The sequence below is a fragment of the Streptomyces sp. Q2 genome, assembly GCF_056820935.1.
Genome location: NZ_JBXEJE010000002.1, coordinates 224304 through 239698 on the forward strand (window position 1 = coordinate 224304; position 15395 = coordinate 239698).

12 protein-coding genes are annotated in these 15395 nt (G+C 72.1%); 11 read left to right on the top strand and 1 reads right to left on the bottom strand.

Going from position 1 to position 15395, the window contains the following annotated elements; genetic code table 11:
- Positions 1-94 precede the first annotated feature (94 nt).
- The 7 genes from ACWBNA_RS03190 (at position 95) to ACWBNA_RS03220 (ending at position 11296) form a co-directional block, all read left to right on the top strand.
- A complete protein-coding gene (locus ACWBNA_RS03190; RefSeq protein ID WP_482702044.1) occupies positions 95-481 on the top strand; it encodes an MGMT family protein in 387 nt (128 codons plus the stop codon).
- Positions 482-918: 437 nt separating this feature from the next.
- The gene (locus ACWBNA_RS03195) at positions 919-4458 is read left to right on the top strand and encodes an ATP-dependent helicase (RefSeq protein ID WP_482702046.1); all 3540 of its coding nucleotides are present in this window, start codon (positions 919-921) and stop codon (positions 4456-4458) included.
- 119 nt (positions 4459-4577) lie between these two features.
- Positions 4578-8150 carry a UvrD-helicase domain-containing protein gene (locus tag ACWBNA_RS03200; RefSeq protein WP_482702048.1) on the top strand — a complete coding sequence of 1191 codons (3573 nt, stop codon included), beginning with the start codon at positions 4578-4580 and terminating at the stop codon, positions 8148-8150.
- 10 nt (positions 8151-8160) lie between these two features.
- Positions 8161-9573, top strand: a complete 1413-nt coding sequence (locus ACWBNA_RS03205) for a dipeptidase (protein WP_482702050.1) — start codon at positions 8161-8163, stop codon at positions 9571-9573.
- Positions 9574-9727: 154 nt separating this feature from the next.
- On the top strand, positions 9728-10672 hold the full coding sequence (nudC, locus tag ACWBNA_RS03210; RefSeq protein ID WP_482702052.1) for an NAD(+) diphosphatase: 945 nt from the start codon (positions 9728-9730) through the stop codon (positions 10670-10672).
- A 10-nt stretch (positions 10673-10682) separates the two neighbouring features.
- Complete coding sequence (locus ACWBNA_RS03215; RefSeq protein ID WP_482702054.1) at positions 10683-11045, top strand: class I SAM-dependent methyltransferase; 363 nt, start codon at positions 10683-10685, stop codon at positions 11043-11045.
- Positions 11042-11296 carry a hypothetical protein gene (locus ACWBNA_RS03220; RefSeq protein WP_482702056.1) on the top strand — a complete coding sequence of 85 codons (255 nt, stop codon included), beginning with the start codon at positions 11042-11044 and terminating at the stop codon, positions 11294-11296. Before ACWBNA_RS03215 ends, ACWBNA_RS03220 begins: the two co-directional genes overlap by 4 nt.
- A gap of 44 nt (positions 11297-11340) precedes the next feature.
- On the opposite strand, the gene ACWBNA_RS03225 is transcribed toward ACWBNA_RS03220, so the two are convergent.
- The gene (locus ACWBNA_RS03225) at positions 11341-11583 is read right to left on the bottom strand and encodes a mycoredoxin (protein WP_115906059.1); all 243 of its coding nucleotides are present in this window, start codon (positions 11581-11583) and stop codon (positions 11341-11343) included.
- A 184-nt stretch (positions 11584-11767) separates the two neighbouring features.
- On the opposite strand from ACWBNA_RS03225, the gene ACWBNA_RS03230 reads away from it, so the two are divergent.
- The 4 genes from ACWBNA_RS03230 to ACWBNA_RS03245 all read left to right on the top strand — a co-directional run bounded on the left by ACWBNA_RS03230 (position 11768) and on the right by ACWBNA_RS03245 (position 15316).
- Complete coding sequence (locus ACWBNA_RS03230) at positions 11768-13966, top strand: ATP-dependent DNA helicase UvrD2 (RefSeq protein WP_482702058.1); 2199 nt, start codon at positions 11768-11770, stop codon at positions 13964-13966.
- Between the two features lie 165 nt (positions 13967-14131).
- On the top strand, positions 14132-14452 hold the full coding sequence (locus tag ACWBNA_RS03235; RefSeq protein WP_482702060.1) for a hypothetical protein: 321 nt from the start codon (positions 14132-14134) through the stop codon (positions 14450-14452).
- Between the two features lie 175 nt (positions 14453-14627).
- Entirely contained in the window at positions 14628-14996 is a 369-nt protein-coding gene (locus tag ACWBNA_RS03240) for a WhiB family transcriptional regulator (protein ID WP_482702062.1), read from the top strand.
- On the top strand, positions 14993-15316 hold the full coding sequence (locus ACWBNA_RS03245) for a hypothetical protein (protein ID WP_482702064.1): 324 nt from the start codon (positions 14993-14995) through the stop codon (positions 15314-15316). The genes ACWBNA_RS03240 and ACWBNA_RS03245 overlap by 4 nt, the downstream gene beginning before the upstream one ends.
- The last annotated feature ends 79 nt before the right edge of the window (positions 15317-15395 follow it).

Consider the following 15395-nt stretch of genomic DNA (forward strand, 5'->3'; position numbering starts at 1 on the left):
GCGCACAGTCTGCCGGAAGCGCCGTCCCAGGGCGAGGGACCCCCGCAGTCACGAGCGCGTCGCATTGTCGGTGGGGTGGGGCAGGATGGGGCGGATGAGCGAGGAGAGCCTTCCGGACGACGCCCGCGCGGAGAATGCGGACGCGCTGCCGGAGTATGCCGAGCGGGTCCTCGACGTGGCCGAACGGATTCCGCCCGGCCGCGTCATGACGTACGGGGACGTGGCCGAGTGGCTGGACGAGGGCGGGCCCCGGCAGGTCGGACGTGTCATGACCCTCTACGGAGGAGCCGTTCCGTGGTGGCGGGTCGTCCGCGCGGACGGCGTGCTGCTCCCGGCGCATGAGCTGGAGGCGCTCGGCCACTACCGCGCGGAGGGTACGCCTCTGAAGGAGGCGAGCCGGGCCGCTGAGGGGCATCTGCCGCGGCTCGACATGAGACGGGCGCGGTGGGACGGCGACGAACGCGCGGAAGGTCACACCTGACAGCTTCCGCCATCGGACACCCTCACGGGCGGCCTGAGGTCCGTACGGGCGAAATGAAGCGCGTCCGTGACACGACGGGGGAAACAGGACATGTCCGTGGCATGGCGTACGTTCGTGGGCGGAGGGACGTACGTGTCGCGAGTGACGTGAGGGAAGAAGAGGAAGCCCTGCTTCCGCGCCTTCCGTCGGCGTAGCGTCGCCTGCGCGCGTCCCTCTCATCCCGCGACCACCGTCCTCCCCGTACGGAGGCCGTCCCACCCCTCACCCGACCTCCACCCCGCGACGGCGGCGCTTCGCGCCCGCGGCGACAGATGGCACACCCACCAGGACCGGCGAACCACGTGAGCTCCTTTTCCTCCACCAAGCGCCTGTCGCACCCGCAGGGGCGACAGGGGAACCGTGGCGCTTACCGACTGGTGCGTACCCCGCCGGTCCGCATGGATCCCCCTCGTCTGGACGCCGCGCAGCGTGCCGTGGTTGACCACACGACCGGTCCGCTGCTCGTTCTCGCAGGTCCGGGCACCGGAAAGACCACCACGCTCGTCGAGTCGGTGGCTACGAGGATCGCCCGGGGCGGTGACCCCGCGCGCGTGCTCGTGCTGACGTTCAGCCGCAAGGCCGCCGTCGAACTGCGCGACCGCATGGCGCTGCGCATAGGGGCTGCCCGCGCGCCCCAGGCGACCACCTTCCACTCCTTCTGCTACGCCCTGGTCCGTGCCCACCAGGACACCGACCTGTTCGTGGAACCCCTCAGGCTGCTGTCCGGCCCCGAGCAGGACGTCGCCGTCCGCGAACTGCTCGCGGGCCAGCCCGACCTGGAACGGCTCGGCCTCGCGCACGTGCGCTGGCCGGACGAGCTTCGTGCCTGCCTGACCACCCGCGGCTTCGCCGACGAGGTCCGCGCGGTCCTCGCCCGCAGCCGCGAACTGGGCCTGGGCCCCGGCGCGCTGGACGCCTTCGCCCGCCGTATCGGCCGCCCCGACTGGCGCGCGGCGGCCGCCTTCCTCGCCGAGTACCTCGACGTCCTCGACCTGCAGGGGGTGCTCGACTACGCCGAACTGGTCCACCGCGCGGTCCTCCTCGCCCGCCGCCCCGAGGTCGCCCAGCGGCTCGCCGCGCAGTACGACGCCGTCTTCGTGGACGAGTACCAGGACACCGACCCGGCACAGGTACGGCTCCTGCACGCGCTCGCCGGCGGCGGCCGCACCCTCGTCGCCTTCGGCGACCCCGACCAGTCGATCTACGCGTTCCGCGGCGCGGACGTGAACGGCATCCTGGACTTCCCCCGGACCTTCCCGCGCGCGGACGGCCACCCCGCGCCCGTGGAGGTCCTGCGCACCTCCCGCCGTTCCGGTGCCGGCCTGCTGGCCGCGACCCGGCTGCTGACCCAGCGCATGCCACTGACCCGCCTTCCGGCCGACAAGGTGCGCGCGCACCGCGAGCTCGCCCCGGTCCGGGACGGGGGCCGCGTCGAGGTGTACACGTACCCGACGCCCGGCACCGAGCTGGACAACATCGCGGACATCCTCCGCAGGGCTCACCTGGAGGACGGCGTCCCCTGGGGCGAGATGGCCGTCCTGGTGCGCGCCGGATCTCGCACCATCCCGACGGTCCGCCGCGCGCTCACCGCGGCCGGTGTGCCCCTGGACATCGACGGCGACGACCTTCCCCTGCGGCACGAGCCCGCGGTGGCACCGCTGCTGACAGCGCTACGGGCGGTGGCTGCGGCGGAGGCCGAAGGCGCGGTGGCCATGGAGCAGGCCGAAGGAGGAACGCAGCCAACGGAGCGGCCCGAAGAGGCGGGGGCCAGGGAGCCCTCTGACGAGGCTGGGGGCACGGAGCCCTCGGACGAGGCGGAGACTACGGACTCCTCGGACGAGGCGGGGGGCACGGAGCCCTCGGACGAGGCGGGGACCACGGAGTTCTCGGGGGAGTCGGGGACCACGGAGCCCTCGGACGAGGCGGGGACCACGGAGCCCTCGGACGAGGCGGACACCACGGAATCCCCGGACGAGGCGGACACCACGGAACCCCCGGACGAGGCGGACACCACGGAACCCCCGGAAGAGGGGAATGCCTCCGAAGGACGGGAGCCGGACACCTCCTGGCTCGACACCGAAACCGCCCTCACCCTCCTCGCTTCCCCCCTCGCGAGCATGGACGCCGCCGACCTGCGTCGCCTCGGCCGTGCCCTGCGCGACGAGGAGCGGGCCGCGGGCAACCCCCTGCCACCGCCCTCGGACGAGCTGCTCGCGCGGGCGGTGGCAGAGCCCGAGCGCCTGGCCGTGCACGACCCCACGTACGCGCGGGGTGCCCAACGGCTCGGCGCGCTGCTGAGGAAGGCCCGTGAGCGTCTCGCGGGCGGCGGTACGGCCGAGGAGGCCCTGTGGGACCTCTGGGAGGGCACGCCGTGGCCCACACGCCTGGAGCGGGCCGCCCGACGCGGCGGCGCGGCCGGACGCAACGCGGACCGCGACCTGGACGCCGTGTGCGCCCTGTTCGCGACCGCGGCCCGTGCCGAGGAACGCACCGGCGGCCGGGGCGCCCTGAACTTCCTCGCGGAGATCGACGCGGAGGACATCGCCGCCGACACGCTCACCCGGCGTGCCGTACGCCCCGACGCCGTCCGCCTGATGACCGCGCACCGCTCCAAGGGGCTGGAGTGGCGGCTCGTCGTCGTCGCGGGAGTCCAGGAAGGGCTGTGGCCGGACCTGCGCCGCCGCGGCTCCCTCCTGGAGGCCGACCGCATCGGCCGCGACGGACTCGCCGAACCGCTCACCCCGGGGGCGCTGCTCGCCGAGGAGCGCCGCCTGTTCTACGTGGCCGCCACACGCGCGCGTGAACGCCTGGTCGTCACCGCGGTGAAGGCGCCCGCTGACGACGGCGACCAGCCCTCCCGCTTCCTGACCGAACTCGGCGTCGAACCGCGGGACGTCACGGGCCGCCCCCGCCGCCCCCTGTCGGTCGCCGCGCTCGTCGCCGAACTCCGCGCCACCACCGTCGATCCGCGCGTCTCGGACACCCTCAGGGAGGCCGCCGCCCGCCGACTGGCCCGGCTTGCCGCGCTCGCCGACGAGGACGGCCGCCCCCTGGTGCCGTCCGCCCACCCCTACCGCTGGTGGGGCATGTTCGAGCCGACCGAGAGCAAGGTGCCACTGCGCGACCGGGACCAGCCCGTCGTGCTCTCCGGCAGCGCTCTCGACCAGCTCGCCAACACCTGCGCCCTGCAGTGGTTCCTGGGCCGCGAGGTGAAGGCCGACGCGCCCGCGACGGTCGCCCAGGGTTTCGGCAACGTGGTGCACGTCCTCGCCGACGAGGTCGCCTCCGGGCACACCCCGGCCGACCTCGCCGTCCTCATGGAGCGCTTGGACTCGGTGTGGAACGCGCTCGCCTTCGACGCGCCGTGGAAGTCGGCGCAGGAGAAGGACAACGCGCGCGTGGCGCTCGAACGCTTCCTGAAGTGGCACGTCATGGACCGCACCGGGCGTACGCCGGTCGCCAGCGAACACGACTTCGACGTCACCCTCGAAGCGGGCGAGGTCGAGGTACGCATCCGCGGTCAGATGGACCGGGTGGAGGCGGACGGAGAGGGCCGCGCCTACGTTGTCGACTTCAAGACCGGCAAACAGGCGCCCACCGCGGCCGAGGTGGAGCGCCACCCCCAGCTCGCCGTCTACCAGCTCGCCGTCCGCGAGGGCGCCGTCGACGAGGTCTTCGACGGAGTGCGCCCCGAGCCGGGCGGCGCCGAACTCGTCCAGCTGCGCCAGGGCGCCCCCAAGCGGGACGGCGGCGAGAGTCTGCCCAAGGTGCAGGCCCAGGAGCCGCTGGAATTGGAGTGGGTCGGCGACCTGCTCGCCACGGCCGCAGGCAAGGTCCTCGACGAGCGGTTCACGCCGAGTGCGGGCCAGCACTGCACGCACTGCGCGTTCCGGGCCTCGTGCAGCGCGCAACCCGAGGGACGGCACGTGATCGAGTGACGCACGTGACCCTCCGTCCTCTGTGTGATCGACCGCACCACAGGTGCTGACCTGCGCTTCTCCCGGCCTCGAGGGTTATGTGGCCTCCGCTGTCAGTGGCCGCCGCTAGCCTCTGCGACATGCCCGCCCGTATCACCGATCCCGATCAGCTCAAGGAGCTCCTCGGTATCCCCTTCACCCCGGAGCAGACGGCCTGCATCACCGCGCCGCCCGCCCCGCAGGTGATCGTGGCCGGAGCCGGATCGGGCAAGACGACGGTGATGGCGGCCCGCGTGGTGTGGCTGGTGGGCACCGGCCAGGTCGCCCCCGAACAGGTACTCGGCCTCACCTTCACCAACAAGGCCGCCGGCGAACTCGCCGAACGTGTCCGCAGAGCGCTGATCAAGGCGGGCGTCACCGACCCCGACGTGATCGACCCGGACAACCCCCCGGGTGAGCCGGTGATCTCCACGTACCACGCCTTCGCGGGCCGTCTCCTGACCGACCACGGCCTGCGGATCGGCCTCGAACCCACCTCCCGTCTGCTCGCCGACGCCACCCGCTTCCAGCTGGCCGCGCGGGTGCTGCGCGAGGCGCACGGCCCCTACCCGGCGCTGACCCGCTCCTTCGCCGACCTGGTCAGCGACCTCCTCGCCCTCGACGCCGAGCTCGCCGAACACCTCGTACGCCCCGAGGACCTGCGCGCGTACGACGCCGACCTGCTGCGTGCGCTCCAGGGCGCCAAGCTCACCAACGAGGCCTTGCGCAAGGTGCCCGAGACGGCGGCCGCACGCCGTGAACTCGCCGACCTCGTCGTCCGTTACCGCGCCGCCAAACGCGAACGTGACCTGCTGGACTTCGGCGACCAGATCGCCCTGTCCGCCGAACTCGCCCGCATCCCCGAGGTGGGCCGCGTCCTGCGCGACGAGTTCCGGGTGGTGCTCCTGGACGAGTACCAGGACACCTCCGTGGCCCAGCGCATCCTCCTCGCCGGCCTGTTCGGCGGTGGCACCGGCCACCCCGTGACCGCGGTCGGCGACCCCTGCCAGGCGATCTACGGCTGGCGCGGCGCCTCCGTCGCCAACCTCGACGACTTCCCCGAGCACTTCGCCCACGCCGACGGCCGGCTCGCCACCCGTCAGGCGCTGAGCGAGAACCGCCGCAGCGGCGGCCGCCTCCTCGACCTCGCCAACAGCCTCGCCGCACCCCTGCGCGCCATGCACGCGGGCGTGGAGGCGCTGCGCCCGGCCCCCGGCGCCGAACGCGACGGCATGGTCCGCTGCGCCCTCCTGCCGACCCACGCCGAGGAGATCGACTGGCTCGCCGACTCGATCACGCACTTGGTGAACACGGGCAAGGCACCCGGCGAGATCGCCGTCCTGTGCCGTACGGCCACCGACTTCGCCGAGATCCAGGGCGCGCTCGTCGCCCGGGACGTCCCCGTCGAGGTCGTCGGCCTCTCCGGGCTGCTCCACCTGCCCGAGATCGCCGACCTGGTGGCGGTCTGCGAGGTTCTTCAGGACCCCGGCGCCAACGCCTCCTTGGTGCGTCTGCTGACCGGCCCGCGCTGGCGCATCGGCCCGCGCGACCTCGCCCTCCTGGGGCGGCGCGCCCGGCTGCTCGTGTCCCACGCGCGCGTGGACGGCGACGACGACCCCGACCGCCGGCTCGCCCAGGCCGTCGAGGGGGTCGACCCGTCCGAGGTGATATCGCTCGCGGACGCTCTCGACACGTTCCTGGAGACGCCGTTCGACGGCGACGGGGACCACGACGGGCTGCCCTTCTCGCCGGACGCGCGCGTGCGGTTCGCGCGCCTGGCCACCGAACTGCGCGACCTGCGCCGCTCCCTGTCCGACCCGCTGATGGACGTCCTGCACCGCGTCCTCGCCGTCACCGGCCTGGAAGTGGAGCTGTCGGCGTCCCCGCACGCCCTGGCCGCCCGGCGCCGCGAGACCCTGTCCAACTTCCTGGACGTCGCCGCCTCCTTCGCCGCCGGCGACAACGAGGCGAGCCTGCTCGCCTTCCTCGGCTTCCTGCGCACCGCCGCCCAGTACGAGAAGGGCCTCGACAACGCCCTCCCCGGCGGCGAGAACACCGTCAAGGTGCTCACCGCGCACAAGTCCAAGGGCCTCGAATGGGATGTGGTGGCCGTCCCCGGTCTGGTCACCGGCACCTTCCCCAGCACCCAGGGCCGCGAGAAGTGGACCGCCCAGGGCAAGGTGCTGCCGCACGAACTGCGCGGAGACACCGACACCCTCCCCGACGTCACCTCCTGGGACTCCCGCGGCCTGAAGGCCTTCCACGAGGACATGAAGGAGCACCAGCACACCGAGGAGCTCCGCCTCGGCTACGTCACCTTCACCCGCCCCCGCTCCCTCCTCCTCGGCTCCGGCCACTGGTGGGGCCCCACCCAGAAGAAACCCCGCGGGCCGTCCGACTTCCTGCAGGCCCTGTACGACCACTGCACGGCCGGACACGGCGAGATCGAAGCGTGGGCGGGCGAGCCCGCCGAGGACGAGCAGAACCCGGCCCTGCACCGGGAGACCGCCGACCAGGTGTGGCCCCTGCCCCTGGACGAGACGTCCATGGCCCGGCGCCGAGCGGCCGCCGAGACGGTCCTGTCCCACCTGGAACACCTCACCTCCCACGAGGACGGCCACCCCACGGCCACACACGACCCGGACATCCACGACGACCCGGACTGGCCCGTCCCACCGGACGACGACACGGCTCCCGAGGACGCTCTCTACGAAGGCGATCCCTACGAGGGGAACCCCTACGAAGGGGACGCCTACGAAGGGGACGCCTATGAAGGGGACCCCCACGAGGAGGACCCCTTCGTCGAGGAGGACTCGGCCGACTGGGACGCCTGGAGCGCGGACCGCCCGACCGTCCCGCACCAGGCCGTGCGACCTGACGCCACGGAGCCCCCTCGCACGGAACCCGCGCGCCCCCGCCCCACGGAGCCCCGGAGCGCTCGTCTCACCCTGGAGGAGGCCCGCACCATCGCCTCCTGGGACCGTGACCTCGACGCCCTCAGCGGCGAACTCGTGCGCGCCCGCGCGAGCGTCACCGACGTCCCCCTGCCCGCGTCGCTGACCGCGTCCCAGCTGATGCGCCTGGCCGCCGACCCGGACGGCCTCGCACAGGAACTGGCCCGCCCCATGCCTCGCCCGCCGCAGCCCGCGGCCCGCCGTGGCACCCGCTTCCACGCCTGGGTCGAGTCCCGCTTCGAGGCGCTGACGCTGCCCATGCTGGAGCCCGAGGAACTGCCCGGCGGCGAGGCCGAGATCGCCGACGAGCGCGACCTGGAAGCGCTCAAGGAGGCCTTCGAGCGCACCGACTACGCCCAGCGCACGCCCCACCGCGTCGAGACCCCCTTCCAGCTGGCGATCGCCGGCCGGGTGGTCCGCGGCCGTATCGACGCCGTCTACAAGGAAGGCGACGGTCCGGCGGCGACGTACGAGATCGTCGACTGGAAGACCAGCCGCACCCGCACCGCGGACCCGCTCCAGCTCGCCGTCTACCGGCTCGCCTGGGCCGAGCAGCAGGGCGTACCCCTGGAGTCGGTCACGGCGACCTTCCTCTACGTACGCACCGGAGAGGTCGTACGACCGGACGACCTGCCGGGCCGGGCCGCGCTGGAGCGACTGCTCCTGGAGGAGCCGGAGGGTGAGGAACCGCACGCCGGGGATGTCGGTGCGGGCCGATAGGCTCGTGACCATGAGCCAGCCCGTTGACAGTGCCGTCAGCGCCGTCCGTACGTACATCGAGCGGCACCGTGCCGCCTTTCTCGACGACCTCGCCGAGTGGCTGCGGATCCCGTCCGTGTCGGCCCAGCCCGACCACGCGACCGACGTACGCCGCAGCGCCGACTGGCTCGCCGCCAAGCTCCGGGAGACCGGCTTCCCGACCACCGAAGTGTGGGAGACCCCGGGCGCGCCCGCCGTCTTCGCCGAGTGGCCCTGTGACGACCCCGAGGCGCCCACGGTCCTTGTCTACGGCCATCACGACGTACAGCCCGCCGCCCGCGAGGACGGCTGGGACAGCGAGCCCTTCGAGCCCGTCGTCCGCGACAACCGCCTCTACGCGCGCGGGGCGGCCGACGACAAGGGCCAGGTGTTCTTCCACACACTCGGCGTCCGCGCCCACCTCGCCACCACCGGCCGCACCGCCCCGGCCGTGCACCTCAAGCTGCTGATCGAGGGTGAGGAGGAGTCCGGCTCCCCGCACTTCCGGGCGCTGGTCCAGGAGCACGCGCAAAGGCTCGCCGCCGACGCGGTGATCGTCTCCGACACCAGCATGTGGTCCGAGGACACCCCCACCGTGTGCACCGGCATGCGCGGCCTCGCCGAGTGCGAGATCCGGCTGTACGGCCCCGACCAGGACATCCACTCAGGCGCCTTCGGCGGCGCCGTCCCCAACCCGGCCACGGCCGCGGCCCGCCTCGTCGCCGCCCTGCACGACGAGCACGCGCGCGTGACGGTCCCCGGCTTCTACGACGGCATCGTCGAGCTCACCGACCGCGAACGCGCACTCTTCGCCGAGCTGCCCTTCGACGAGCAGGAGTGGCTGCGCACGGCCAAGTCGCACGCAACCCACGGCGAGGCCGGGCACACCACCCTGGAGCGCATCTGGGCCCGCCCCACCGCAGAGGTCAACGGCATCGGCGGCGGCTACCAGGGCCCCGGCAGCAAGACGATCGTCCCGTCCTCCGCCATGGTGAAGCTCTCCTTCCGGCTGGTCGCGGGCCAGGACCCCGACCACATCGAGAAGGCCGTCCGCGACTGGGCCGCCGAGCAGGTACCCGCGGGGATCCGGCAGGAGATCACCTTCACCGGGTCCACGCGCCCGTGCCTGACGCCGCTGGACCACCCGGCCCTGCAGTCCGTCGTCCGCGCCATGCGCCGAGCCTTCGACAAGCCCGTTGGCTTCACTCGTGTGGGCGGCTCGGGACCGGCCGCCGACCTCCAGGAGGTCCTCGGCGCACCCGTGCTCTTCCTCGGTATCTCGGTCCCGTCCGACGGCTGGCACGCCCCGAACGAGAAGGTCGAGCTGGACCTCCTCCTCAAGGGCGTCGAGACCACCGCGTACCTGTGGGGCGACCTCGCGGAGCACTGGCGCCATGCGCCCTGATCGTCCCGCGCCGTCCGGACCGGCGCGGCAAGCGGGGCACACTGGAAGGACCGTCCCGTACCGCCACGCCCTGCCGGACGCGGTCGCCTCCCGCCGTACGTCCCGCTGAACCGCCCGTGAAACACCCTTTCCATCGGGGGAGTTGGAAGCACTCGTGACCACCTGGACCGACCACACCGCCGACCGCCCCATCTCGCTCACCGCCCCGAGCGGCATCGACCGGGCCGCCCACCACCGGCTCGACGAGGCCTGGCTCGCGGCGGCGTGGAGCCACCCCACCACCCGCTGCTTCGTGGTCTCCGGCGGCCAGGTCCTCATCGACGAGACGGCCGACGGCCGTACCGAGCTCGTCATGACCCCGTCCTTCGAAGCGCCCCTCACCGAGGCACACCGCTACTTCCTCGGCATCGACGAGGACGGCGTGCGCTACTTCGCCCTCCAGAAGGACGCGCTGCCCGGCCGCATCGACCAGTCGGCGCGCGCCGCGGGGCTGCGTGAGGCCGGTCTGCTCCTGTCGCCTCGCGAGGCCGGACTGATGGTGCATGCGGTCGGCCTGGAGAACTGGCAGCGCACACACCGTTTCTGCTCCCGCTGCGGCGAGCGCACGATCATCGCGGCGGCCGGTCACATCCGCCGCTGCCAGGCCTGCGGCGCCGAGCACTACCCGCGCACCGACCCCGCCGTGATCATGGCCGTCACGGACGAGGACGACCGCATCCTGCTGGGCCGTCAGGTTCACTGGCCGGAAGGCCGTTTCTCGACGCTCGCCGGCTTCGTCGAACCCGGCGAGTCCATCGAGCAGTCGGTGCGCCGCGAGGTCTTCGAGGAGGCGGGCATCACCATCGGGCAGGTCGAGTACGTCGCCAGCCAGCCCTGGCCCTTCCCGTCCAGCCTCATGCTGGGCTTCATGGCCCGCGCCACCTCGACCGACATCGACGTCGACGGCGACGAGATCCACGAGGCCCGCTGGTTCTCCCGCGACGAACTGGGCGCCGCCTTCGAGTCCGGCGAGGTGCTCCCGCCGTACGGCATCTCGATCGCGGCCCGCCTGATCGAGCTCTGGTACGGCAAGCCGCTGCCGACGAGGACTTTCGTCTGAGGCACGGGACATGCCTGACCCGTACTGGAACCACAACGTCCACTACCACCCGGTGGTGCTCGCCGCCGTGCCGGACGGCTGCGGCGCGGCCCTCGACGTCGGCTGCGGCGACGGGCTGCTCGCGCGCAAGCTCGCGGCCAGGGCGGAATCCGTCACCGGCGTGGACCGCTCGCCGAAGATGATCGCCCTCGCGCGCGGCAGCGCGCGGGAGCTCGCCAACGTGACGTTCCTCGAAGGGGACTTCCTGCACGACCCGCGCCTGTCCGAGGAGTCCTACGGCTTCGTGAGCGCGGTCGCCGTCGTCCAACACTCCCAGTTCGAGCACGCGGTGGGACGGCTGGTACGGCTCCTGACTCCGGGTGGGCGGTGGTGATCGTAGGGCTGGCGCGCGACCGGGCACCGCTCGACCGGGTGGTCGGCTCATTCGGTGTGCCGGTGAACCTGGTCCACCGCTTCCGCCGGGGCGAGGGCGGACCGGCGGGCATGCCGATGGAGGACTCGGCGATGTCCTGGAGCGAAGTCCGGCAGGCCGCGCACCGTCTCCTGCCCGGCGCCCGCTTCCGGCGCAGACTGTTGTGGCGCTACACGCTGGTGTGGGACAAACCACAAGAAGGCGGCCCCTGAAACCCGTCAGGGACCGCCTTCCGGCCATCACGCCCGAGTGGCCGTTACGCGCCGATCTTCTGCTTGACCTGAGCCAGCGAAGGGTTCGTGAGCGTCGAGCCGTCCGGGAAGAGCACGGTCGGAACCGTCTGGTTTCCGCCATTCGCCTTCTCGACGAACGCGGCGGAATCCGGGTCCTGCTCGATGTTGATCTCGTTGTACGCGATGCCCTCGCGGTCCATCTGGCTCTTCAGCCGACGGCAGTAGCCGCACCACGTCGTGCTGTACATCGTCACAGTGCCCGGCATGTCTCTCGTGCTCCTTCGGCGGTCGGGGGATGTGCGCTCGCAGTGAGGGAACGTACTTGAAAGGGCCACCATTCCCAGCGGCCGGGTTCCGCCCGACGTGACGCCTGCCGCATTAGTACGACTACGAGGGTCTGCCTGTGGACAACCGGCTCGTCCGTCTCCGCCGACCTGGCAGCATGGCCGTGTGACAGCAGCAACGCACTCCCCGCTCTTCCCACAGACACCGGGCTCTGCCGACGCGGTGCTCGAAGGGCTCGACCCCGAGCAGCGCGAGGTGGCCACCGCCCTGCACGGCCCGGTGTGCGTGCTCGCCGGCGCCGGCACGGGCAAGACACGGGCGATCACCCACCGCATCGCCTACGGGGTGCGAGCCGGGATCCTCCAGCCCTCCAGCGTGCTGGCCGTCACCTTCACCAACCGTGCCGCCGGCGAGATGCGTGGCCGGCTGCGCCAGCTCGGCGCCGCCGGCGTCCAGGCCCGCACCTTCCACTCGGCCGCCCTGCGCCAACTCCAGTACTTCTGGCCGAAAGCCGTCGGTGGCTCCATGCCCCGGCTGGTCGACCGCAAGATCCAACTCGTCGCCGACGCTGCCGCCGCCTGCCGCATCCGCCTCGACCGGGGCGAGCTTCGGGACGTCACCGGCGAGATCGAATGGTCCAAGGTCACCCAGACCGTCCCCGCCGACTACGCGCCCGCGGCCGCCAAGTCCGGCCGCGAGTCCCCCCGCGACCCCGCGGAGATCGCCCAGATCTACTCCGCCTACGAGGACCTCAAGCGGGCCCGCGGGGTCATCGACTTCGAGGACGTCCTGCTGCTGACCGTCGCCGTCCTCCAGGACCGGAACGACATCGCCGAGCAGGTCCGCTCCCAGTACCAGCACTTCGTGGTCGACGAGTACCAGGACGTCAGCCCTCTCCAGCAGCGCCTGCTGGAGCTGTGGCTCGGCGAGCGGGAGAACCTGTGCGTCGTCGGCGACGCCAGCCAGACGATCTACTCGTTCACAGGAGCAACTCCCGACCATCTGCTCGACTTCCGCACCCGCCATCCCGGCGCCACCGTCGTCAAACTGGTCCGCGACTACCGCTCCACTCCGCAGGTGGTCCACCTCGCCAACGGCCTGCTCTCCCAGGCCCGGGGCCGCGCCGCCGACCACCGACTGGAACTGGTCTCCCAGCGCGCCGCCGGGCCCGAGCCCGTCCACAGCGAGTACACCGACGAGCCCGCCGAGGCGGAAGGCGCCGCCCGCCGCATCCGCGAGCTCATCGACGCGGGCTGCCGGGCCAGCGAGATCGCCATCCTGTTCCGCACGAACTCCCAGTCCGAGACCTACGAACAGGCCCTGGCCGACGCCGGAGTGCCCTACCAGGTGCGCGGTGCGGAGCGGTTCTTCGACCGCCCCGAGGTGCGCAAGGCGGGCGTCGCGCTGCGCGGCGCGGCCCGCTTCGGCGGCAACGACTCCCTTCTCGACGACGCCGTCGACCTGCCCTCCCAGGTGCGGGCCGTGCTCTCGGGCGAGGGCTGGACCACCCAGCCGCCGGCCGGCTCCGGGGCCGTCCGAGAGCGCTGGGAGTCGCTGGCCGCCCTGGTGAACCTCGCGCAGGACTTCGCCGCCTCCAGGGCCGGCGCCACCTTGAGCGACCTGGTGGCCGAGCTCGACGAGCGGGCCGGCGTCCAGCACGCCCCGACCGTCGAAGGCGTCACGCTCGCCTCCCTGCACTCGGCCAAGGGACTGGAGTGGGACGTCGTCTTCCTGGTCGGTGTCGCCGAGGGCATGATGCCGATCACCTACGCAAAGACCGACGAGCAGATCGAGGAGGAGCGCCGCCTCCTCTATGTCGGCGTCACCCGCGCAAGAGAGCGCCTGTACGTCTCCTGGGCGCTGTCCCGTTCGCCCGGCGGCCGCCCGAGCCGCAGACCCAGCCGCTTCCTCGACGGCCTGCGCCCAGGCTCGGCCGGTACCGCCGGGCGCAGTGCCGCGGTCGGCTCCGGGGGCGTCGAGCGCGGCTTCACCACCAGCAGGGCCGGCGCCGTCCCGCGACGCACCCAGCGCACCCCGGCGCGCTGCCGGGTGTGCGGGCGCACGCTCACCGATGCAGGTGAGCTGAAGCTGATGCGCTGCGAGGACTGCCCTTCGGACATGGACGAGGGGCTCTACGAGCGGTTGCGCGAGTGGCGTGCGGTCCAGGCGCAGCGCAGCGGGCAGCCCGCCTTCTGCGTCTTCACCGACAAAACGCTGATCGCGATCGCCGAGGCCGTCCCCGACGACGACGGGGAACTCGCGCGGATCCCCGGGGTCGGGGCGCGAAAGCTCAACCGCTACGGAGCCGATGTTCTGGCGATCTGCGCAGGCCAGGACCTCGGGGGAGAAGAAGTTGAGGGCTGACGCGAACTCGTCGAGAAAATAGTTTGCGCATGCCCCAGCAATCCCCATAGGTTCGTAGCCACGGGAACGGAGGCCTTCTCGAAGGCCCCGCTTTCGTGCTGTACTTGCATATCCGTCGGACTGGTTCACCCCGGTCCCTCTAGACGCCGAGAGGAGGCGATTCCAGTGATCAGCATCAACTTCAGCTCCATCAGCACCGCCAAAGTGACCGATCGCTCGGTCGTCTCCACGTGCATCCTCGGCGCCTCGAACCCGGGCACCGGTCTGTCCGGCATTCGTGCCGTCCGCCCGGCGTCCTCCCTGTCTCTCGCGGACCTTCCCGTCCGGGAGCGCAATGAGCGACCGACCAAGGCACTGGAAGCAGTAAAGGCACAGGCGCATGTCTATGCCTTTGCGCCCGCCGGTGCCGGAAGCCGGAAGCAGACGACGCAGCACCACCTGATGTGGGCCTTCCGTGGGCCAGAACCCTGGAGTGATCCAGCCTGATCGTCGATCAGGCCGGCGCCTTCAGGGCCGCGGAACCCCATCCGGGATCCGCGGCCCTTCTGTTTGTCCCCGAACGGGGATGACGGAGCGAAGGGGCCTCGGGACAAGAAAAGAACCCGGTACCAGCCGCCACTCGGCCCAACAGGGCCGAAACGACAGACGAGGAAGACGAACCGTGCAACTCGAAGCGCACGCCCCGTCCGTACCGCCTTCCGAAACGATCCCCCCGCCCGGCCTCACGGAGGACTCTCCCTTGATCCCCCTCACCGCGCTCACCGCGCTCGACGACGCCATCGAGAACCTCGGCGTACCCGTCCCCTGCCGTTCGTACGACCCGGAGGTCTTCTTCGCGGAGTCGCCGGCGGACGTCGAGTACGCCAAGTCCCTCTGCCGGACCTGCCCGCTGGTCGAGGCCTGCCTCGCCGGTGCCAAGGAGCGGCGTGAGCCCTGGGGCGTCTGGGGCGGCGAGCTGTTCGTCCAGGGTGTCGTCGTTGCCCGGAAGCGGCCGCGTGGCCGCCCGCGCAAGAACCCGGTCTCGGCATGAACACTGCAGGAACGATCGACCGTCCTTTCACGCACGACCCCAAGAAGCAGGCCCCGATGAAGCCGTCCACCAACGAGCCCGCAGGCATCGCGCCTGAAGACTTCACCACCAGTGGTGCGATCGACTCGCGCCAGAACAGGACCCGAGAGATGCAACTCATCCCAGAAGCCCTCGCTCGCGCGCATATGCACGAGCGACTGCATGAGGCCGAGCAGGAACGCCGGGCCGTGCGCCTGGTCTCCGCTCGCCGGATGCAGCGCCGGGCGGAGCGCGCCTCGCTGCGCGCTCGCCGTGCGCTCGCCCTGGCCGTCATGCAGTAATCCCGAACACACCTGAAGCGGTGGCCTCCCGATAAGGGAGGCGGAGCTCCCCCAGCGGGGGGCGGGGCGGCCGAACGGA

Bases quoted from the DNA above. Each gene is read 5' to 3' on its own strand.
- ACWBNA_RS03190 (WP_482702044.1), top strand. From the start codon at position 95: ATGAGCGAGGAGAGCCTTCCGGACGACGCCCGCGCGGAGAATGCGGAC.
- ACWBNA_RS03195 (WP_482702046.1), top strand. From the start codon at position 919: ATGGATCCCCCTCGTCTGGACGCCGCGCAGCGTGCCGTGGTTGACCAC.
- ACWBNA_RS03200 (WP_482702048.1), top strand. From the start codon at position 4,578: ATGCCCGCCCGTATCACCGATCCCGATCAGCTCAAGGAGCTCCTCGGT.
- ACWBNA_RS03205 (WP_482702050.1), top strand. From the start codon at position 8,161: ATGAGCCAGCCCGTTGACAGTGCCGTCAGCGCCGTCCGTACGTACATC.
- ACWBNA_RS03215 (WP_482702054.1), top strand. From the start codon at position 10,683: ATGCCTGACCCGTACTGGAACCACAACGTCCACTACCACCCGGTGGTG.
- ACWBNA_RS03225 (WP_115906059.1), bottom strand. From the start codon at position 11,583: ATGCCGGGCACTGTGACGATGTACAGCACGACGTGGTGCGGCTACTGC.
- ACWBNA_RS03245 (WP_482702064.1), top strand. From the start codon at position 14,993: ATGAACACTGCAGGAACGATCGACCGTCCTTTCACGCACGACCCCAAG.